At 51.7% G+C, this 21,661-nt stretch carries 19 protein-coding genes and 1 riboswitch; of the genes, 1 reads left to right on the top strand and 18 read right to left on the bottom strand.

Going from position 1 to position 21,661, the window contains the following annotated elements; genetic code table 11:
* Positions 1 to 88 precede the first annotated feature (88 nt).
* From O3682_RS02415 to gcvT, 14 genes are all read right to left on the bottom strand, one after another.
* A complete protein-coding gene (locus O3682_RS02415) occupies positions 89 to 1,447 on the bottom strand; it encodes a deoxyguanosinetriphosphate triphosphohydrolase (RefSeq protein WP_049336415.1) in 1,359 nt (452 codons plus the stop codon).
* Between the two features lie 56 nt (positions 1,448 to 1,503).
* Positions 1,504 to 2,763 (bottom strand): transcription termination factor Rho, encoded by a 1,260-nt coding sequence (rho, locus tag O3682_RS02420; RefSeq protein WP_003680905.1) that lies wholly within the window; start codon positions 2,761 to 2,763, stop codon positions 1,504 to 1,506.
* A 244-nt stretch (positions 2,764 to 3,007) separates the two neighbouring features.
* Entirely contained in the window at positions 3,008 to 3,910 is a 903-nt protein-coding gene (locus O3682_RS02425; RefSeq protein ID WP_371508223.1) for a DMT family transporter, read from the bottom strand.
* A gap of 57 nt (positions 3,911 to 3,967) precedes the next feature.
* A complete protein-coding gene (locus tag O3682_RS02430) occupies positions 3,968 to 4,723 on the bottom strand; it encodes a BPSS1780 family membrane protein (protein WP_070460349.1) in 756 nt (251 codons plus the stop codon).
* Positions 4,724 to 4,797: 74 nt separating this feature from the next.
* Positions 4,798 to 6,486: a glutamine--tRNA ligase/YqeY domain fusion protein gene (locus O3682_RS02435; protein ID WP_371508224.1), complete on the bottom strand. Its 1,689-nt coding sequence runs from the start codon at positions 6,484 to 6,486 to the stop codon at positions 4,798 to 4,800.
* 105 nt (positions 6,487 to 6,591) lie between these two features.
* Positions 6,592 to 7,371 (bottom strand): DeoR/GlpR family DNA-binding transcription regulator, encoded by a 780-nt coding sequence (locus O3682_RS02440; RefSeq protein WP_063068458.1) that lies wholly within the window; start codon positions 7,369 to 7,371, stop codon positions 6,592 to 6,594.
* A 72-nt stretch (positions 7,372 to 7,443) separates the two neighbouring features.
* The gene (locus O3682_RS02445) at positions 7,444 to 8,157 is read right to left on the bottom strand and encodes a GntR family transcriptional regulator (RefSeq protein WP_004519550.1); all 714 of its coding nucleotides are present in this window, start codon (positions 8,155 to 8,157) and stop codon (positions 7,444 to 7,446) included.
* 260 nt (positions 8,158 to 8,417) lie between these two features.
* Positions 8,418 to 8,837, bottom strand: a complete 420-nt coding sequence (locus O3682_RS02450; RefSeq protein WP_003679886.1) for an OsmC family protein — start codon at positions 8,835 to 8,837, stop codon at positions 8,418 to 8,420.
* A 111-nt stretch (positions 8,838 to 8,948) separates the two neighbouring features.
* Entirely contained in the window at positions 8,949 to 9,758 is an 810-nt protein-coding gene (thiD, locus tag O3682_RS02455) for a bifunctional hydroxymethylpyrimidine kinase/phosphomethylpyrimidine kinase (RefSeq protein ID WP_371508241.1), read from the bottom strand.
* A 224-nt stretch (positions 9,759 to 9,982) separates the two neighbouring features.
* Positions 9,983 to 12,835, bottom strand: coding sequence for an aminomethyl-transferring glycine dehydrogenase (gene gcvP, locus O3682_RS02460; protein ID WP_371508225.1), 2,853 nt, complete (start codon positions 12,833 to 12,835; stop codon positions 9,983 to 9,985).
* 54 nt (positions 12,836 to 12,889) lie between these two features.
* The gene (locus tag O3682_RS02465) at positions 12,890 to 13,441 is read right to left on the bottom strand and encodes a DNA-3-methyladenine glycosylase I (protein WP_371508226.1); all 552 of its coding nucleotides are present in this window, start codon (positions 13,439 to 13,441) and stop codon (positions 12,890 to 12,892) included.
* A 107-nt stretch (positions 13,442 to 13,548) separates the two neighbouring features.
* Entirely contained in the window at positions 13,549 to 13,947 is a 399-nt protein-coding gene (gcvH, locus tag O3682_RS02470; RefSeq protein ID WP_036492952.1) for a glycine cleavage system protein GcvH, read from the bottom strand.
* Between the two features lie 36 nt (positions 13,948 to 13,983).
* Entirely contained in the window at positions 13,984 to 14,523 is a 540-nt protein-coding gene (locus tag O3682_RS02475; RefSeq protein WP_371508242.1) for a hypothetical protein, read from the bottom strand.
* Between the two features lie 147 nt (positions 14,524 to 14,670).
* Positions 14,671 to 15,771 (bottom strand): glycine cleavage system aminomethyltransferase GcvT, encoded by a 1,101-nt coding sequence (gcvT, locus tag O3682_RS02480; RefSeq protein WP_371508227.1) that lies wholly within the window; start codon positions 15,769 to 15,771, stop codon positions 14,671 to 14,673.
* A gap of 210 nt (positions 15,772 to 15,981) precedes the next feature.
* Positions 15,982 to 16,079: riboswitch (glycine riboswitch) on the bottom strand.
* 207 nt (positions 16,080 to 16,286) lie between these two features.
* On the opposite strand from gcvT, the gene ubiB reads away from it, so the two are divergent.
* Positions 16,287 to 17,798: a ubiquinone biosynthesis regulatory protein kinase UbiB gene (gene ubiB, locus O3682_RS02485; protein WP_371508228.1), complete on the top strand. Its 1,512-nt coding sequence runs from the start codon at positions 16,287 to 16,289 to the stop codon at positions 17,796 to 17,798.
* A gap of 74 nt (positions 17,799 to 17,872) precedes the next feature.
* Here ubiB and O3682_RS02490 read toward each other — a convergent pair whose 3' ends face one another.
* From O3682_RS02490 to O3682_RS02505, 4 genes are all read right to left on the bottom strand, one after another.
* Complete coding sequence (locus O3682_RS02490) at positions 17,873 to 19,243, bottom strand: chloride channel protein (protein WP_371508243.1); 1,371 nt, start codon at positions 19,241 to 19,243, stop codon at positions 17,873 to 17,875.
* A 77-nt stretch (positions 19,244 to 19,320) separates the two neighbouring features.
* On the bottom strand, positions 19,321 to 20,541 hold the full coding sequence (argJ, locus tag O3682_RS02495) for a bifunctional glutamate N-acetyltransferase/amino-acid acetyltransferase ArgJ (protein WP_070460366.1): 1,221 nt from the start codon (positions 20,539 to 20,541) through the stop codon (positions 19,321 to 19,323).
* 42 nt (positions 20,542 to 20,583) lie between these two features.
* Positions 20,584 to 21,282, bottom strand: coding sequence for an LrgB family protein (locus O3682_RS02500; protein ID WP_371508244.1), 699 nt, complete (start codon positions 21,280 to 21,282; stop codon positions 20,584 to 20,586).
* A complete protein-coding gene (locus tag O3682_RS02505) occupies positions 21,282 to 21,626 on the bottom strand; it encodes a CidA/LrgA family protein (protein WP_049343552.1) in 345 nt (114 codons plus the stop codon). The genes O3682_RS02500 and O3682_RS02505 overlap by 1 nt, the downstream gene beginning before the upstream one ends.
* Positions 21,627 to 21,661: the final 35 nt, after the last annotated feature.

The following is a 21,661-nucleotide window of genomic DNA, read 5'->3' on the forward strand; positions in this document are numbered from 1 at the left end:
TAATATAGGCTTTACTGAAACCTGTCTACTTTTTTCACAGAAATTTTTTATATTTTTATTTAACTAATTGAAATTAAACAATATAAAATTAACGTAAAATCCCTACTCCTGACAAATCCTGCGCCATTTTGGCGGCGGAATTATCGGTCATACCGCCGACAAAATCCAAAATTTTCATATAAGCCTGATACAGACTGTCTTCAGGAAGAATCGGATTGTGCTTTTTCAACAACTCCAACGCCAAAGACTGACGCGTTGCCAACTGTTTTTCTGCAATCAGGGCATAGGCGGCAGGGACGAGCAAATCCAAAATGGAGCCTAAGCATGGGAACGTGGCAATCTCGGTCAAGAGCTTGGTGTGATGACGAAAAATCCGTGTTTGCGCCAATTCTTTCGCTTTTGCCAAAGTGTTTTGCACTTGCGGGCTACACAGAGCAAGCAAGTCTTTGCCTTTGAATGTTCCGTCCAACAAATCGGACTGATGCAGCATAAAGGTTTGCGCAACATCATCAATCGCCTTGCCAATCGCAATACCTCGCAACATGGCGCAACGCTGACGGCTAGAGCTGGCGTGCCATGCGCTTTCGGCAAAAGTCAGCTCGGACAAGATACTCTCCACTTCCGTATCCGTAAGCAAATCCAATTCGACGGCATCTTCCAAGTCCAGCAAGGCGTAACAAATATCGTCGGCAGCCTCCATCAAATAAGACAAAGGATGGCGCGCCCAGCTGTCTACTCCTGCGGAAACCAGCCCCAATTCGTCGGCAACTTGACGGATAAACGGCAACTCTGTTTGATAAATATTGAATTTCTTTCTGCCATTCGGATGTTGAGTTGTCCACGGATACTTCAGCAATGCGCCGATGGCTGCCGCAGTCAGACGCATTCCGCCCGCCTCCGGATACATTTCAAGGCTGGCAACGATACGCAGGCTATGCGCATTACCTTCATAAGTTTGAATGTCGTTGCGCTCCGCTTCGTTTAATGTGTTCAGATAAATTTGATGTTCAGGCCGTCTGAACCAATCGCGCAAAGCATCTTCGCCGGTATGGCCAAACGGCGGATTGCCCAAATCATGCGCCAAACAGGCAACCTGCACCACGGCACCAATATCGCTGGGCGTATTGCCCTGCGGCAGAAAACCGCCATTGTGCAACATCACGCCCACGCGGTTGCCCAAGCTCCTGCCCACGCTGGCAACTTCAACGCTGTGCGTCAGGCGGTTGTGCGTCAAGTCGTGCTGCGCCAGCGGATGCACCTGCGTTTTACGGCCAAGACGGCGGAAGGCTCCGGAAAAAACAACCCGGTCGTAGTCGATGTGAAAATCCGTACGCAAGGCATCAGCACCTTCCTGAGTCGAAGGAGTAACGGTCGGCACGATTTCGCCGTTTTTTGTACGGAAGCGTTGGGTGGACAATAAGTTTTGCCAATTCATTCGGATGGTCATAAAGGTTCCTCAAGCAAAGTAAAGGCCGTCTGAAACATATTCAGACGGCCTTATGCTTATTTACCGCGCATCAATTCAAAGAAATCGTCATTGTTTTTGGAGTCTTTGAGTTTGCCTACCAAAAACTCGGTCGCTTCGATTTCGTCCATAGGATGCAGGAATTTGCGCAAGAGCCACATGCGTTGCAACTGATCGTTTGGCACCAGCAATTCTTCGCGACGCGTACCGGATTTATTAATGCTGATGGCCGGGAACAGGCGTTTTTCTGCCATACGGCGGTCAAGGTGCAATTCCATATTGCCCGTGCCTTTGAACTCTTCGTAAATCACGTCGTCCATGCGGCTGCCGGTTTCAACAAGCGCTGTCGCAATAATGGTAAGCGAACCGCCCTCTTCCACATTACGCGCCGCACCGAAAAAGCGTTTCGGACGGTGCAAAGCGTTGGCATCGACACCACCGGTCAGAATTTTGCCCGAAGTCGGCACGACGGTATTGTAGGCGCGCGCCAAGCGAGTAATCGAATCCAGCAGGATGACCACGTCTTTTTTGTGTTCGACCATGCGTTTGGCTTTTTCAATCACCATCTCGGCCACTTGTACATGGCGTTGCGCAGGTTCGTCAAACGTAGAGGAAACCACTTCGCCGCGTACAGAACGGCTCATTTCGGTCACTTCTTCCGGACGCTCGTCAATCAACAGGACAATCAGTTCGACATCGGGATAATTGGCGGTAATGGCGTGGGCAATGTTTTGCAACATCACGGTTTTACCGGTTTTAGGTGGCGCCACCAACAATGCACGTTGGCCTTTACCGATTGGGGAAACCAAGTCGATGGCGCGGCCGGTCAGATTCTCTTCGGCTTTGATGTCGCGCTCGAGTTTGAATTGTTCGGTTGGAAATAAAGGCGTGAGGTTTTCAAAGAGGATTTTGTGTTTGCAGACTTCGGGTTGATCGCCGTTGATGGTGTCGAGACGGACAAGCGCAAAATAACGCTCGTTGTCTTTAGGTACGCGCACGCTGCCTTCGATGGTGTCACCGGTGTGCAGATTGAAGCGGCGGATTTGCGTGGGCGAAACATAAATATCGTCAGGACCGGCAAGGTAAGAAGTATCTGCGCTGCGCAGGAAACCGAAGCCGTCAGGCAGGATTTCAAGTGTACCGGAACAGGTAAAGCTGACATTCTGCTTCATCATCTGGCGGACGATAGCAAAAACGAGGTCTTGTTTGCGGAAACGGTTGGCGTTTTCAATGCCATGTTCTTCTGCCATTTCCAAGAGTTTGGAAATGTGGAGGGTTTGGAGTTCTGAAACGTGCATAGTATTGATATATTTTGAATGGTATCAGAGAGATGGCACAAAGGCCGTCTGAAAGTATGAAATCGTGCCGCAGGATACGGTAGATTTTTGAGAAAGTTGAATTTTAGGCAGTTGGAGGCAGGGTGTCAAATTTTTAAATCGAACACTAAAGCCGTGGCTTGATCTTATCCTGCAATAAGATTACGGCTGGAAGTAACGTGGCAACCGCAATCTTATTATCAAAAATCCGAGTATTTGCACAACTTCAGCCGGCCTTTTGCCCGTACCGCATCAGCGTCATGCCGCCTACCGCCGCCGCACAACCTGCAACCAGAGAAATATGTAGCGGTTCGCCTAAAAACCACGCCGAAGACAGCACACCGAAAATCGGCACGAGCGTAATATACGCCGCCGCGCTGCCTGCACCCAAAGTCTTCACGCCTTCAAAATACCACGCATAGGCCAATACCGTCGCGCCGATGACTAGCCACGCTAAGGCTGTCCAGCCTCGCCCATCCATTGCCGCTATTGCCTCAAACGGCATTCCATCCATCCACAACGCCACCGCCGACAACATCAACGCACCAATGAACGACGTTGCCGTCGTTACCGTCAGCGCATCTATCCCGCGCAAAACCGCGCGCCCAATTAAGGTATAAGCCGCCCAACAGACCACGCAGCCGAAAATCAGCCACTCTCCTGCCTTGATGCCGCCCGATAACACCGTCAACGGCCGCCCTTGCGTTACCACCATAATGGCACCGCCGACCGCCAGCAGCATACCCGCCAAAATCTTCGCATTTAAACGCTCGCCGAAAAACCAAGTTGCCAACAGCAGCGTCAACACGGGGTTCACCGCCACGACCACCGCCGCCTTGCCTGCCGGCATAGTCTGCAAACCCAGCATAAAAAACACCGCATAGCCGCACACCCCGACGGAAGCGGCCACCGTCAAACCCAGCCATTGCCGCGCCGATAAAGCTGCTAAAGTTGCAAACCTGCTGCGCGCAAACAACCAGCCCAACAACAAAACCGAAGCCAGTACAAACCGAACCGCCCCGCCCGTCAGCGGTGGCAGCGACTGCCCCAGCATCCGCCCCATCGGCCAAGACGCGCCCCACAGCACCGCCATCCCCAGCAGTTTCAAATGTACAGAATAACGTTCCATCTCATTCCTTTTATCGACAAAGGCCGTCTGAAAATGTTTCAGACGGCCTTTATCCACTTAGGATTTTACAATACGACCATTAGGGTAAATACTGCGGTAAGCAATATAAGGAGCCAGCAGTAAAACTGCGCTGACAGGTAGGAATAGTAAAAGTATGATCATGATAATCCACTGGCCTAACATGCTGCCTAATACGCCCCACATAAAAGAATAGAGAGCCACACCTACAACATAAACTAATATTGCAGGAATATTACACATAGCCGCTTTAACATTAGCTTTAATAGCCTCCCATGGCTTCAGACCATCTAAAACAATCAAAGCGGGGGTTAATAAAAATATAGACAAAAGGACAATAACAATCAATACAACACCTATCATCATTGCCCAATGACCTGCAAAATATAGCGGAATGATAAGCAAACTAACAGCTATACTGAACAGCACCTGAAGTAACAATAAAATGAAAAAACTCATTTTTTTATCTAAAAAAACAATAAAAAAATCTTTCACATCAAATGCTTTTCCATTATTGATATTGTTAGCAACATACATAGCTCCGCCTACTAAGCATGAACCCACCCAGCTGAATACAATACCTTTTAAACTAGAAAGCGCATTAATTCCTAGTAAGTCAATAATAGAAACCACAAAGCCTACGATCATATAAGCCAATAATACGCCCATCCATTTCCACGGATGAAGTTTGAAAATACCGAAAGCGTCGGTAATCCACTTGATGCCTGCAGAAGCAGGAAGGCGTTTGGGTTCGTGATATCGAACTTCCTGTGAAGTGGGTATTTGGTTTTCCATAAAATTCCTATTATAAAATCAAAAATTTAAACACAATAAAGGCAGCCAGTGCATACTGACTGCCTTCTTACCAATTATTTTGCCTGCCAAGAATCTTTCAGTGTCACAGTGCGGTTAAACACCGGTGTGTCTTTGCTGTGGTCTTTGCGGTCGGTGACGAAATAGCCGATGCGTTCAAACTGCCAACGGCTCTCCGCCGGCAAATCTTTTGCGACAGGCTCGGCGTAGGCGGTGATTTCCTTAATGGATTCAGGGTTGAGGAAATCGGTAAACGGCAGGTAGTTGCCGTCTTCGCCGCGCACGGCATCGGGACGCTCGACGGTAAAGAGGCGGTCGTACAGGCGGACTTTGATTTCGGCTGCGTGTTCGGCAGAAACCCAGTGAATCACGCCTTTGACTTTTCTGCCCTCGGGATTTTTGCCCAAGGTATCGTGGTCGATGCTGCATTTGAGTTCAACCACATTGCCTGCTTCGTCTTTTACTACTTCATCGCACTTGATGACATAGCCGTGGCGCAAGCGCACTTCGCCGCCGGGAATCAGGCGTTTGAAGCCTTTAGGCGGATTTTCGGCAAAGTCGTCAGCTTCGATGTAGATGGTTTGGGAAATAGGTACTTCGCGATCGCCCATTTCTTCGTGGTTCGGATGGAACGCGGCACGGCGGCTTTGGGTTTTGCCAGCTTCAAAGTTGGTCAGGGTCACTTTGAGCGGATTCAACACCGCCATCAGACGTGGCGCGGAGTTTTCCAGCTCTTCGCGAATCGCGCCTTCCAACACGCTCATATCGACCACGTTTTCAGATTTGGAAATACCGGCGCGTTTGGCAAACAAGCGCAGGCCTTCGGGCGTGTAGCCGCGGCGGCGCATACCGGAAATGGTCGGCATACGCGGATCATCCCAGCCGGCAACGTGGCCGTCTGAAACCAGTTGGTTCAGCTTGCGCTTGGACGTGATGGAATACAGAAGTTCCAAACGAGAAAATTCGTATTGGCGCGGACGTGTGGCGTGCGGCGCAGGAATGTTGTCCAACACCCAGTCGTACAGCGGACGGTGTGCTTCAAATTCGAGCGTACACAAGGAATGCGTGATGCCTTCGATGGCATCGGAAATGCAATGCGTGTAGTCGTACATCGGGTAGATACACCATTTGTCGCCGGTATTGTGGTGATGGGCGCGGCGGATGCGGTAGATGACGGGGTCGCGCATATTGATATTGCCTGAAGCCATGTCGATTTTCAGGCGCAAGGTTTTGCTGCCATCTGGAAACTCGCCGTTTTTCATACGTGTGAACAAGTCGAGGTTTTCTTCGACGCTACGGTCGCGGTAAGGGCTGTTTTTGCCTGCTTCGGTCAGTGTGCCACGGTATTCGCGCATTTCTTCGGGCGTCAAATCATCGACATACGCTTTGCCGTCTTTGATTAAACCGACGGCGTAATCATAGAGCTGGTCAAAATAGTTGGAGGCAAAACGCGGCTCACCTGCCCAATGAAAGCCCAACCACTCAACGTCTTCTTTGATGGCGTTGACGTATTCGTCGTTTTCTTTTTCAGGATTGGTATCGTCAAAACGCAGGTTGCACAAGCCATCGTAAATATACGCCAAACCGAAGTTCAAGCAGATGGATTTGGCGTGGCCGATGTGCAAATAACCGTTCGGCTCGGGCGGGAAACGGGTTTGGATGGCTGTATGTTTACCGCTTTTGAGGTCTTCTTCGATGATAGTGCGGATAAAGTGGTTGTCCGCGAATTGGTCTTTATTCAACATAATATTTCTTTGATGGGAAAATAATTTTCTGTTTTCAGACGGCCTGAGCATTCAATCAGGCCGTCTGAAAGGAATGGAATGATGGCTCAATTGTACCCGACTTGGCTACTTTGATACAGGGTCGGCAACCTGCCACGCCACTCCGCGTTCGTTTAGGGTTTTCTGCATGGCAGCGGATGGTGGGCGGTCGGTAAACAGCTTATCGAATGCGCCGATATCGCCCAGTCTGACCAAGGCATTGCTGTTGAATTTGCTGTGGTCGACGCCGAGATAGCGCACGCGGGCATTGTTCACCATCGCCTGCATGACGCTGACTTCCTTGTAATCGTCATCCAAAAGCGAGCCGTCGTTTTCTATGCCGTGGGTACTCATGATGGCATAGTCAACTTTGAATTGGTTGATGAAATCGACAGTCGCCACGCCGGTAATACCGCCGTCCAAGGGGCGAACCACACCGGAAGCGATGATGACTGTGTAATCGGTACGCGCCGCAGTGATGGAAGCGGCGTAGATGTTGTTGGTGATAATCCGCAGGTTTTTACGCTGTCTGACCAACTCGGCGGCGACGGCTTCCATGGTGGTGCCGATACTGATAAACAACGAGGCATTGTCGGGAATAGTGGAAGCAATCAGCCGGGCAATGGCGTTTTTTTCCTGCTGCTGATGGTTGCGCCGCTCCTGCCCTGCCGTTACAACCGAAACGTCGCCCAAAGATGCGCCGCCGTGATAGCGTTTGAGCTGTCCGGTTTCGCTCAACTCCTGTACATCGCGGCGTATGGTTTGCGGCGTAACATCCAAATTTGCCGCCAATTCTTCCACCGTCATAAAGTTATGTTCGCGGACAAGGGTGAGGATATGTTCGTGTCTTTGGATTTTGGGTTTCATGGCGTTTCGTTTTGTAGGGATAAACCAATGGCCGTCTGAATATTTCAGACGGCCTTGTTATTGTCAAACCGATTACATCTCGAGTTTCTGTTCCAAGCGTTCCATACACGCGCCCAAGTGGCGGCGCATGACTTTGGTCACACGGTTGCGCTTGCCTGCCAGCAACAAATCGAGGATTTCTCGGTGTTCATGGTGCGAATTGGAATCGATGTTGCGCTTTTCTTTGCGAAGCGGATCGGAAACAGCCACAATCAATGAAGAGCGCGCGCATAAGGTATTCATGATTTCAAACAGGACATCGTTGTCCAACAGCCGCGCCAATTCGACATGGAAGGCATTGGACAGGCGGTTCCAACCCACGCGGTCGCCGCTTTCGGAGGCTGCGCCCTCTTGCTCAATCATGGCGTAAAGCGGTTGCAGACGCGTTTCCAAATCAGGCATATCGATAAGGACGCTCAAAATCATGCTTTCCATTTCGATACGCGTGTTGAACACGTCTTTCATTTCTTTCAAGTCTGGCACATGGACAAATGCGCCGCGATTAGGCTGCAAATCGACGATTTTGTCGTGCGCCAAAAGTGACAATGCGCCACGCACGGTATTGCGCGAGCAAACCATTTGTCGGCAAAGCTCGGACTCGGTCAGTTTTTTGCCCGGCAGCAGCAGATGGTCGGTAATGCCGTCCAAAATCAATGCGTACACGCGGAAGAGTTCCGAATCGTGACGCTCTTCCAAAATAAGCGATGAAGTTGCAGGCGCAACGTTGGTATTATTTTCGTAATCCATAATGTTTCCCCAGTATCCGTATTAAGGCACAAGCGTTTACAAACCTGCAGCTTTCGGGGGTGTTTAAAATATAATTAAAAATTGTTGACAATGTTAAACGAAACTTGCACAATGAGATCAACAAGCCAAGTTATAAAGGCTGATAGAGAGAGAGAAAAAGGAATAAAAAGCAAGCAGATATATTCATTTAATGCGTGAATATATCTGCTTTTTTTGTGGGTAGCCAGTTCACGCTCTGATACTCCCACCCTGAAACCGCCCTATTCTGTTTCGACGATCTCGAAGCTGTGGCTCATTTTTGCAGCTTTGCCCAGCATAATCGATGCGGAACAATATTTTTCGGCAGACATCTGTACGGCGCGTTCAATCGCGCTTTCTTGCAAATCCCGACCATACACTTTGAAGTGGATATGGATTTCGGTAAACACGCGCGGCGCGGTGTCGGCGCGTTTGGCAGTCACTTCGGCACGGCAGTCAGTGATTTTTTGGCGTTGTTTCTCGGCAATCATCACGACATCGATGCTGGAGCAGCCTGCTACACCCAACAACAGCATTTCCATCGGACTGGGGCCGCGTTTGACTTCGCCTTCAGCCGCCGCGCCTTCCATCACAACGCTGTGTCCGTTTGCCGTTGTTCCGACGAAGCACATTCCGTCTATCCATTTTGAGGTAACTTGCATGGTGTCTTTTTTATCCGTAAAAGCATTAATCCGATATTGTAAACAATTTCAAGTGATAAACCTAGTCAGGCCGTCTGAAAAATACAATCAATTACAATTGGTCTGAACGCATTATTCGTCCCGATACGCCCAATGGTTGACCGGCCCATGCCCTGCCCCGATGCCCAAAGGATGGGAAATGGCGGCGGCAATATAGCTTTTTGCCGTTTGTACAGCTTCAGGAACGCTAAACCCTTTTGCCAACTCGGCAGTAATGCAGGCAGAAAACGTGCAGCCTGTGCCATGTGTATGCGGTGTCGGGAAACGTTTGCTGTTCAGCCCGATGGTTTCGTATGGCGTAAACAGCCAGTCGGTGCAATATTCGCTTTGGCTGCCGGCAAGATGACCGCCTTTAATCACCACATTTTTCACGCCCCAATCCTGAAGAATTTTGGCGGCGCGTTCCGCATCTTGGCGGTTTTCAATATTGATACCCGTCAATGCCTGCGCTTCGGGGAGATTGGGGGTCAATACGTCCGTATGCGGCAGCAGCAGGTGTTTCATGGCTTCGACGGCTGAATTTTCCAATAACGGCGCTCCGCCTTTGGCAATCATGACCGGATCCAACACGCGTTTGCCGAAATCGCATTCGGCAGTTTGTTCTGCCACACATTCGATGATTTCCGCCGTACCCAGCATGCCGATTTTATAGGCGCGGATTTGGAAATCCTCCTGAATCGCGGCAATTTGCGCGGCAATCATGTCGGTCGGTATCGGATGCACTGCCGATACGCCCAAAGTATTTTGTGCGGTAACCGCTGTCAGTACGCTGGTGCCAAACACACCGCGCATCTGAAATGTCTTCAAATCCGCCTGTATGCCCGCGCCACCGCCGGAATCGGAGCCGGCAATCGTCAGCGTTTGAATAAAAAGTTCGTCCATCATATCCTCCTGTTTTCAGACGGCCTTTTGCTTATCGTTATGGGAAGCTGTTTTGGTTTTATCCACAAACAAAGGCATTCGCCGTCTATCTTTCCGAATGCCTTATCTGTTGTTTTACCAAAAACAAACGTACGTTCTCGGGCGGAATATCTTAACAAACAAAAGGCCATCTGAAAACTATTTTCATTTTCAGACGGCCTGTTCAATTTTAAACCTATTCAGGCTTATTCTTCGTATGCGTCAATCGGCAAGCAGGAGCAAACCAGATTGCGGTCGCCATACACTTCATCTACCCGTTTGACGCTCGGCCAGAATTTGTGTTCGCGAACGAACGGCAATGGGAAGACGGCTTCTTCGCGGGAGTACGGATGCGCCCATTCACCGGTTACATCTGCTGCTGTATGCGGAGCGTTCACCAGCGGATTATCCTCTTTCGGCCATTCGCCGCGCTCGACTTTCAGCACTTCCTGTTTGATTTGTTTCAGGGCGGCGATGAAGCGGTCGAGTTCGGCTTTGCCTTCGCTCTCGGTCGGCTCAATCATCAGCGTACCGGCAACAGGGAAGGAAACCGTCGGCGCGTGGAAGCCGTAATCCATCAGGCGTTTGGCGATGTCAGTTTCAGTGATGCCGCTTTCGGCTTTGAGCGGACGCAAATCAACGATACATTCGTGCGCGACGTGGCCGTTTTTGCCTGTATACAGAATCGGATAGTCTTCGCTCAGACGTTTGGCAACGTAGTTGGCGTTGAGCAATGCCCAGCGTGTCGCCTGCTCCATGCCTTGTTTGCCCATCATGGTCAGGTACATCCAAGTAATCGGCAGGATGGACGCAGAACCGAAGGCCGCAGCAGCAACGGCGGTTTGGTCGGCACTGGCGCTGTAGGTGTCGGTCAAAGCGTGTCCCGGTGCAAACGGGGCAAGGTGGGCTTTCAAACCTATAGGGCCGACGCCCGGACCGCCGCCGCCGTGAGGGATACAGAAGGTTTTGTGCAGGTTCATGTGCAACACGTCCGCGCCGACTTCGGCAGGCTGCATGATGCCGATTTGGGCGTTGAGGTTGGCGCCGTCCATGTAAACCTGTCCGCCGTTTTCATGGATGATGCGACAGATGTCGCGGATGCCTTCTTCGTACACACCGTGGGTGGACGGGTAGGTAATCATGATGGCGGACAAAGCGTCGCGGTATTGCTCGGCTTTGGCTTTCAAATCGTCGATGTTGACGTTGCCGTGTTCGTCGGTATCGACAACGACGACTTTCAAACCCAGCATAGCGGCAGTCGCAGGGTTGGTGCCGTGGGCGGATTTGGGAATCAGGCAGATGTTGCGGTGTCCCTCGCCGTTGGCTTCTTGATAGCGGCGGATGGAGAGCATGCCGCTGTATTCGCCCTGCGCGCCGGAGTTGGGCTGGAAGGAAATCGCGTCAAAGCCGGTGATGGCTTTCAGGCTGTTTTCCATATCGGCAAGCAATTCGCGGTAGCCGGCGGTTTGCGCTTCGGGAGCGTAAGGATGGATGTCGGTGAACTCAGCCCAAGTAATCGGCAACATTTCCGCAGTCGCGTTGAGTTTCATGGTGCAGCTGCCCAATGAAATCATGCTGCGGTTCATCGCCAAGTCGCGGTCTTCGAGTTTTTTCAGGTAGCGCAACATTTCGTGTTCGGTGTGGTAACTGTTGAACACAGGATGTTGCAGAATGTCGTCCTGACGCAGCAATTCGGCATTCAGACGACCTTTGACATCATCGGCAAATGTGAATGTATCTTTGCCGGTAAATGCGCGGTACAAATCGACCAAATCTCCGTATACCGATGTTTCATGGAATGCAGCCGCAACTTGAGTATCGTTGACGCGGCGCAGGTTGTAACCCGATTCCAGAGCAGCGGCAAACACTTGGTCTGCTTTCTCTTTACTGCCGAAATCGACGGTAACGGTATCGAAGAAGACTTTGTGAACCACATTCAGGCCGTCTGAAACCAGCGCATCGGCAAAAGCAGAAGCCAGCGCGTGGATACGGTTGGCAATGCGTTTCACGCCTTCAGGACCGTGGTAAACGGCATACATACCGGCCAAGTTCGCCAGCAATGCTTGTGCCGTACAAATATTGGATGTCGCTTTTTCGCGGCGGATGTGTTGTTCGCGGGTGGACAAAGCCATGCGCAAGGCAGGTTTGCCCGATGCGTCTTTGGATACGCCGATGATGCGGCCCGGAGCGGAACGTTTGAACTCATCTTTAAACGCGAAATAAGCGGCGTGCGGACCACCGAAGCCCATAGGCACGCCGAAGCGTTGGGTGTTGCCCAAAGCAATATCTGCGCCCAGTTCAGCCGGAGACTTCAGCAAAACCAAGCTCATAATGTCGGCGGCAACAGCCACGATTGTGCCTTTTGCTTTCAGACGGCCAACAACGTCCTGCAAGTCTTGCACGTCGCCGTCTTTGCCTACGTATTGGAACAGCGCGCCGAAGTATTCGCCCTCGTCGGCTTGGGCAAAATCGCCGACCACCAGTTCAAAGCCGAAATATTTGGCGCGGGTTTTCATCACGTCCAAAGTTTGCGGATACACGCGCGCATCCACAAAGAAACGCTCGGATTTCACTTTGCCCACTCGGTGCGCCATCGCCATCGCTTCAGCGGCGGCAGTCGCCTCGTCCAGCAAAGACGCGCCTGCCACAGGGAAACCGGTCAAATCGATACACACTTGTTGGAAGTTCAACAAAGCTTCCAAACGACCTTGGGCAATTTCCGCCTGATACGGCGTGTAGGCGGTGTACCAGCCCGGATTTTCCAATACGTTACGCAAAATCACGTTCGGCACGCGGGTCGGGTAATAGCCCAAACCGATATAGGATTTGTTGATCACGTTTTTCGACGCGATGCCTTTCAATTTCGCCAACGCGTCCGCCTCGGTCAAAGCCTCGGGCAAATCGAGTTCGGACGGCATACGGATGCTTTGCGGCACGGTATTGCCGACAAATTCGTCCATGCTCTTCTCGCCGAGCGCTTCCAAAAGCGCAGCCTCGTCGCCAAAACTCAAATGGCGCGCGGAAAATTCGTTCGGGTTGAACAATTCAGATAGTTTCATTTCTACTCCTTCGGTGTTATCGATATCAACACTGTTTTTCTTGCAGATGTTGTTTCAGACGGCCTCCGCCCACTTTGGACGACATGCCAATATTTCCCTATAAACCGGACAGGTTTCCACATGCGCGCCGGGCAGGTAGCCGGTACTCATCAGAAATTCGCCGACGATTTCGCCGCCGACAAATTTGAAATGTTTTTTAAACAGCTTCACCCATTCAGCCTTGTCGAGCGGATGGTGTGTATCCAGCCAGTTTTTGAATGAACCGTATTCTTGCTGTATTCGTTTAATTTGTCGCGCGTTATAGATGGCTGCGTTGATTTTCAGGCGGTTGCGGACGATGCCTGCATCGGCAAGCAGCCGCTCAATATCGGCTTCGTCAAATGCGGCGACCGTATCGATATCGAAACCTTTAAATGCCGTCTGAAATGCCTGTTGCTTCTTCAGCATCAGCGTCCAGCTCAATCCTGCCTGATTGATTTCCAACACCAGCCGCTCAAACAATTCATTGTCGTCCTCAATCGGAAAACCGTATTGCGTGTCGTGATAATGTTTGTTGGGGTTGTCCGTATCGTCGGGAAGCGTGTCGACAAATTCGCAGTAATTCATGTTTGCTGAGGAAAAATTGAAACAAAGGCCGTCTGAAAGCATTTTTCAGACGACCTAAGACCTGCAATATCAAACAGGCGCAAAACCTGTTTGGATGTTTGCAAAAATCAAGCTACTTCGCCTGCGTATTGTTCGGCAGTCAGCAGACCGTCGTAATCGGCAGGGTTGGCAGGTTTGATTTTGAAGAACCAGCCTGCGCCGTAAGGGTCGCTGTTGGCAGTTTCCGGCGCGCTTGGCAAATCTTCGTTGACGGCAACGACTTCGCCTGCAATCGGCGCGTACACGTCGGACGCTGCTTTCACAGACTCAACCACACCGGCTTGCTCTTCGGCAGCCAGGTTTGCACCGACTTCAGGCAGCTCGACAAACACGATGTCGCCCAACAGCTCTTGCGCGTGATGGGTAATGCCGACGGTGATGGTACCGTCTTCTTCAAGGCGCAGCCATTCGTGGCTGGCAACGTATTTCAGTTCTGCTGGGATGTTGCTCATGGTTTGATACTCCATTGATAGGGGGTTATTTTCAGACGGCATCTGCTCAGCTTAGCGTGCACAGATACCTCGTGCGATTAATTCTTCCAAGCGTCCGTAATGGACGGCAATCATATTGTTTTTATCTTGTTCCAATTTTTGCTTTTGGGCGGAAGGAAGTTTAGGGGATGCAGAATAATCCAAATATGCTTCGTTTATCTTGCGCTTGTTACTTGCCATTACGCCGCTTGCGCGGAATACAACGATTCCTTGTTTGGACCTCATATTGTCTGCAACGGCAACCTTCAGACCCTTGCTGCGGTAATCTGCACAAATGCCTGTAACAGCCGATACTTTATCCACTTCAACTGTTCCTGCATAACGGCTGAACGCAAACAGGGTAAATGATTTCGCTTGCGACAATGATTTCAGGTTGGAAGCACGGCTTCTACCCTTACTATCTTGCACGGCAATACTCAAATCATCATTCATGCGGATAATATCAAGAGCATATTCCCCATCTATCGTCACCTCGCCGGCCATCTTTCCATTGCCGCCAACGGTTTTCATAAATGTTGCGGTACGGGATTTTCCTTCTGTATCGAAAAACATCAATCCGCGCTCGCCGGCAGACGAAGCGCAAGCCGATAACATCAATAACAACAATAAACTGCCAAAGGTTGCTTTCATAGGAAACAACAATTCCTTAAAACCTGCTTTCAGACGGCCCTTAACAAATAAAGGCCGTCTGAACCGATATTAATCAAACTGTTTCTGCCCATTACGCACAAACGGCAGCTTCAGTACGCGTACGTCCACTTCTTTTCCGCGCATCAGCACTTTGGCGGTATCGCCGTCAAAATCTTTCGGTACGCGGGCGATGGCGATGGATTGTTTCAGGCTTGGAGAGAATACGCCGCTGGTGGTTTCGCCTTGACCTTTGTCGGTCAACACTTCCATATGCGCGCGCAGGATGCCGCCTTTGTCGAGCAACAAGCCAACCTGTTTGACGGCAACGCCTTTTTCTTTCAATGCCACCAATGCGGCTTTACCGACGAAATCGCGGCTTTCGTCTTTCAAGTCAACCGTCCAACCCATGCCTGCTTCGAGTGGGCTGGTTTCATCGTCCATATCGTTGCCATAGAGGTTCATACCGGCTTCCATGCGCAGGGTGTCGCGTGCGCCGAGACCGCAAGGTTGTACGCCTGCTGCTTGCAGGGCTTTGAAGAATGCGACGGCTTCAGTGCCCGGCAGGATGACTTCGACGCCGTCTTCACCGGTATAGCCTGTACGGGCGACAAACCAGTCATTGCCCAAGTCTGCACCTTGGAACGGTTTGAGGCTGTGAATCACGTCCGCCCATTCAGGTTTGACGGTCAGGAGTTTTTCGATGGCTTTCGGGCCTTGTACGGCGAGCATGCCGAGGTCGTAGCGCGGATTGAAGGCAACGCCGAACTCTTGTCCAACTTTGTGGAATTGCGCCGTGTCTTTTTCGCGGGTCGCGCCGTTGGACACGATGCGGTATTGGGTTTCGGCTTCATTGGTGCGGTAAACGATTAAGTCGTCAATCACACCGCCGTTGTCGTTGAGCAAAGCGGAATAAAGGGCTTTGCCGACAAAAGCGAGTTTGGCGACATCGTTGGCAATCAATTTGCGGAAAAAGGCTTTGGCATTTGCGCCTGCTACGTCGGTAACGAGCATATGGGATACGTCAAACATACCGGCGTCGGTGCGCACGGCTTCGTGTTCGGCGATTTGTGAACCATAATGGATGGGCAGCTCCCAGCCGGCAAAATCTACCAGCTTCGCGCCTGCATCTTGATGGGCTTGATGAAATGGGGTGGTTTTCAGAGCAGTCATTCTCAAGTTTCTCCGGATTTTTTGTTCAGATGCCGCCCGCGCACCTGTGCGCGGATGACCCTATCTGTCCTTGAACCTGAGATTTTCGGCCGTATCCGCATGATGACAAACCAGTCTGCTCACTGCTTTGCGCGGTTGTCTGAATGGTGGTTCAGACGGCCTTCTCCCCTTCGGTGGACGTTATTCTAACGCCGCTCTCCAGATTGTTTGTTTCAATGTGCAGTCCCTGATACCTGAGCGATTTAAGGGTGTCTGCGCCTTCGGTGGTTACATTGTAGTTGGGTGTAACACTCTCCTGCACATTTCCCGATTATGTCTTGAATCGGCAGTTTGGGCAAGTAGCCGACGAATATTTATGATGTGAATATCCGTCTTTTTATTGGGGCGGCAAAACCTGAGCCCTTATAAAATTGTTAGCTATGCGGCAAATGTTTTTTGCAAAAGTCTCAGGCCGTCTGAAGCCCTTACCCGTTTTTCCTATATAATTCTGTTTTTTCGATTTATCTGCGTCCATCATGAACCGCCTCAAACGCATTAAAACCATCCTCTGCACACTCTACCGCTACCGCCTTGCCGAGCTGATTGCCTCGCTGGTCCGTCCGGGTTGGGCGCGGACTTTCCTCAATATGCTGCCGCAGTCGTCCAAGTTCAAACACGAGATGCCTGCCGTGCGCCTGCGTTTGGCGTTGGAAAGCCTGGGGCCGATTTTCATCAAATTCGGACAGGTATTATCGACGCGTCCCGATTTGATTCCGCATGATTACGCGGTCGAATTGGCAAGGCTGCAAGACAAAGTGCCGCCGTTTGACGCGCAGCTTTCGCGCTCGCAAATCGAAAAATCGCTAGGTCAATCCATCGACATTTTATACGCGGAATTTGAAACCGAGCCTGTCGCCAGCGCGTCTATCGCCCAGGTACACAAAGCCCGCCTGCATTCGGGCGAACAGGTTGCAGTGAAAGTCTTGCGCCCCAACCTTTTGCCCATTATCGAACAGGATTTGTCGCTGATGCGCTTTGGTGCAGGCTGGGTGGAGCGTTTGTTTTCAGACGGCAAGCGTTTGAAGCCGCGCGAAGTAGTGGCCGAATTTGACAAATACCTGCACGACGAATTGGACTTGATGCGCGAAGCCGCCAATGCCAGCCAGCTCGGTCGCAATTTCCAAAACAGCGATATGCTGATTGTGCCGAAGGTGTTTTACGACTACTGCACCAGCGACGTGCTGACCATCGAATGGATGGACGGCACTCCGGTATCCGATATTGCCAAACTCAAAGCCGACGGCATTGATTTGCACAAACTTGCCGATTACGGTGTGGAAATCTTCTTCACGCAAGTTTTCCGCGACGGCTTTTTCCATGCGGATATGCACCCCGGCAATATTTTGGTCGCCGCCGACAACCGCTACATTGCCCTCGACTTCGGCATCGTCGGCACGCTGACCGACTACGACAAACGCTATCTCGCCATCAACTTCCTCGCATTCTTCAACCGCGATTACCACCGCGTCGCTACCGCCCACATCGAATCGGGCTGGGTACCTGCCGACACGCGGGCGGAAGAATTGGAAGCGGCTGTCCGCGCCGTGTGCGAGCCTGTGTTCAACAAACCGATTTCGCAAATTTCCTTCGGCTTGGTACTGATGCGCCTGTTTGAAGTCAGCCGCCGCTTCAATGTCGAAATCCAACCGCAGCTTGTGTTGCTGCAAAAAACCCTGCTCAACATCGAAGGCTTGGGACGACAGCTTGATCCCGATTTGGACTTGTGGAAAACCGCCAAACCGTTTTTGGTGCGCTGGATGAACGAACAGGTCGGCCCCAAAGCCCTTTGGCGCAATCTCAAAAACGAAGCCCCCGACTGGGCGCAAATCATCCCTTCCCTGCCGCGCAAAATCAGCGCGCTGGTTGATGAAAACCGCCAACAGGAAATGCGCGATGCCTATGTGCATCTGGTCAAAGTACAGCAACGCCAAAGCCTGTGGCTGGGTGTGATTGCGGTTGTTTTGTTGCTGATTTTGCTGTTTAAGTAAACTGAAATACAGCTTTAAACGACATAATAAAGGCCGTCTGAAATCGATTTTCAGACGGCCTTTTATATGCCGACCTATTCTTTTTTCTCGTGCTGAACATGTCCGCTTTCGGCTTCGATATGCCGTCTGAAGCGCAAACCTGCGGCATGGTAAAACGGATGCGGCGAGAATTGGCGCGAGACTTGCGAAGCGAAGATGCACGTCAGCAGCATCCAAAACAACAAATTCTGTCCGCCCGTCATTTCCATTACCACCACAGCGGCGGTCAACGGCGATTGGGTCGCGGCGGCAAGGAATGCGGCCATGCAGAGCAAAACCGCGACATTGGACGCGTCGCCCAGTTGCGCGAAAGAAGCCATGTGTTCACCTATCATCGCTCCGATGGTTAACGACGGCGTGAAGATGCCACCGGGAATGCCTGCCCAATAGCTGAACACGGTTGCCGCCCATTTTGCGGCGGCCAAGCCGAACGGCGCTTCATACGCGCCTTTAAGAGCGGCTGCGGCTTCGTGATAGCCCGTGCCATAGGTTTTGCCTTGATAAAACGTACCGAGCAGCGCCAGCAAGATACCCATCACAAAAGCGACCACCAACAAATGACGGCGGATGAAACTGCGCCAGCGTACCGGTGCGAATGCCGCCGCACCGCGATACAAAAAGCTGCCGAACAATCCGCCTGCCACGCCGCAGACAATGCCCGACACCGCGGCCCACATCAGCATGTTTGGCAGCTCATGCCCTTGAAACCCTGAAAAATACGGGTTGTTGCCCTGTATCGCCACTTGAATGAAACCGGCCGCCAACACGCCCATCAAGATTTGGCGTTCCCAACGCAAAATCACGCCGCGCCCCAACTCTTCGATGGCAAAGACCACGCCGGCCAAAGGCGCATTAAACGCCGCCGCCAAACCGCCGGCCGCGCCTGCGGCAATCAAATCGTTTTCCTGCATGCCCCTAAACGCCAGCCCGTGCTTTTTACACCACGCGCCCCAAGCGTTCATGACCGCCGCGCCCACTTGTACAGACGGCCCTTCCCTGCCGATTGACGCCCCCAAAATCATGCCCAAAAACGTCAGCGGAATCTTAAAAAAGGTTTCGCCCAAACGAATCAGACGGGTTTTCTGCGCACCATAAGGCAAAGACAATGAAGCGATGACCTGCGGAATACCGCTGCCGGAAGTGTACGGCGCAAATTTACGCGTAAACCATGCCAAAAGCGGCAAACCCAGCGGCAAAGCCACCCATGCGAACCACGGATATTTTCCCACCAACAAAGCGTTCCATTCCAAAGCCAAATCCGCCAAGTACGCAAACATCAAAGCCGTCAGGGCAACCAGTGCCGATCCTGCCAGCAAAAACAGAAAGGCAATGCTCTTTTTGGACAGGCGTTTGGTTTGGCGGATTTTGTGGGCGAGGCGCGCCGCCCAAGTCTGGGGAAATTTCATCATAAACACGCAGTCAATGTGTTCAGACGGCCTTGATACTTTTCTCAAAGGCCGTCTGAAAACAAGGATAAAGGTTTTTAAGAACGGTAATCCGCGTTAATCGACACATACTCGTGCGACAAATCGCAGGTATAGACGGCCGCCGTCGTATCGCCGCGTTGCAAATCGATGCGGACGGTAATTTCCGGACGATTCATCACGGCTTGTCCTGCTTCTTCGGTATAGCTTTCCGCACGGCCGCCGTTTTCAGCCACCAACACGTCATCCAGCCACATTTTCAAAGCATCGACGTCCAAGTCTTCAATACCGGCATAGCCGACTGCTGCCAACAGACGGCCCAAGTTCGGGTCGGAGGCAAAGAAAGCGGTTTTCACCAAAGGCGAATGGGCGACGGCATAAGCCACTTTGCGCGCCTCTTCGCGGGTTTTCGCATTTTGCACTTCAATCGTGATGAACTTGGTCGCACCCTCGCCATCACGGACAATCGCCTGCGCCAACTCCAAAGCCAGCGAACCGAGCAAGGCTTTGAGCTGCGCATAGCGCGGATCGGCAGTATTGTCGATTTCGCTCTGACCGCAACGGCCTGTCGCCATAATCACGAAGCTGTCGTTGGTGCTGGTATCGCCGTCCACGGTAATCGTATTGAAACTTTCGTCTGCGATTTCTTGGGTCATCAGCTGCAAAATCGGTTGGGACACTTTGGCATCGGTAGCGATAAACGACAACATGGTCGCCATATTCGGATGAATCATGCCCGAGCCTTTGGCGATGCCGGTGGCGCGGACTGTGTGTTTCTCGCCGACCAAGCCTGTGCGTGAAGCGGCTTTCGGTACAGTATCCGTCGTCATGATGGCACGCGCCGCGTCCGACCAGAATGCAGGGCGCACTTGCGGCAAAGCGGCCACAATTTTATCCACAGGCAACGGCTCCAAAATCACGCCGGTCGAAAACGGCATAATCTGATTGGATTGGCAGCCGACCTGTTCCGCCGCCGCCGCGCACACTTTAATCGCGTCCAGACGGCCTTGTGCGCCGGTACCTGCATTGGCATTGCCCGTGTTGATGACTAAGGCACACACGCCGTCTTGGTCAAACAGATGCGACTTGGCGATATGCACCGGTGCGGCGCAGAAACGGTTTTGCGTAAACACCGCGCCCACCGTATGTCCGCCGCCTAACACCATCAGCGTTAAATCGTCGCGGTCTTGTTGCTTGATGCCGGCACGACCTGTAAACAGACGGATGCCGTCGATTTCCAACAATTCATCTGCACGTTTTTCAGTCAAATTTACAGCCATATCATTTTCTCCTGTTTACACTATTTTCAGACGGCCTAAACGCTATACGCCCAATAAGGGAATCAAGATAGGTACCAATATCGCCGTCAACACGCCGTTGAGCGTCAAACCCAAGCCGGCATATGCGGCCATACGGCGGCCGTATTCCAAAGACGCCGCAATACCCATCGCATGTGAGGCCGTACCCAAAGACATTCCCACTGAAGAAGGCATATACAACGCCCCTTTCAACACTTTATATCCGGCCATCTGTCCAAAAAGTCCGGCGATAATCACCGTTGCCGCCGTAATCGCCGGAATACCGCCGATAGACGCCGTGATTTCAATCGCAATCGGATTCGTCACGGATTTGGAAGCCAGCGACAGAATCACTTCGCGCGAAGCGCCCAGCCATTTGGCAAAATACACGCCTGTAACAATGCCTGTCACGCTGCCCGCCAACTGCGACAACACCACCGGCAACCACTGGCTGCGGATACGGTCCCAATTGCGATAAAGCGGCACGGCCAGCAACACGACTGCCGGTTTCAACCAAAAATCAATAAAGTGCGAAGCAGAATGGTACAGCTCGTAATCGATGGCAAATACCTTCAAATACCCCATCAACACCAGCGTACTGATCAATACCGGATTACACAGCACATTCCCCGTGCGCGCCCGAATCTGCACTGCCAAAGCATATACGGCCAAAGTCAGGAACAGCATGACCGAGGGCATGCGCAACAGCCCGTCTATATTCATCACATCCACCTCCTGACCCACTCATGCACTTTGCCAGTCACCAACAATACGCAGATCGTACTGCCGATTGTGGCCGTCAGAATCGAAAACCAGTCGTTTGCAATCACATCCAAATAGCTGATGACGGCCACGCAAGGCGGCACCAAAAACAAAGTCAGGTTCGCCATCAAAATGTCCGCCAGCTCTCCCACCCAAGACAATTTGACCCAGCCGGCCTGAAGCGCGGCAAACAGCAAAGCCATGCCGACAATACTGCCCGGCAGCTTCAACCCCAAAATCCAAACGGTTGCCTCGCCCAAAGCCAGGCAACCCAATACCACCAATAAGGCACGAATAATATTCATTAAGCCGGTTTCTCCTTATCCTTTTTCAGACGGCC

Origin of the sequence: Neisseria sp. 27098_8_112 (genome assembly GCF_041433235.1) — a bacterium.
In the GTDB taxonomy this organism is placed as follows: Bacteria; Pseudomonadota; Gammaproteobacteria; order Burkholderiales; family Neisseriaceae; genus Neisseria.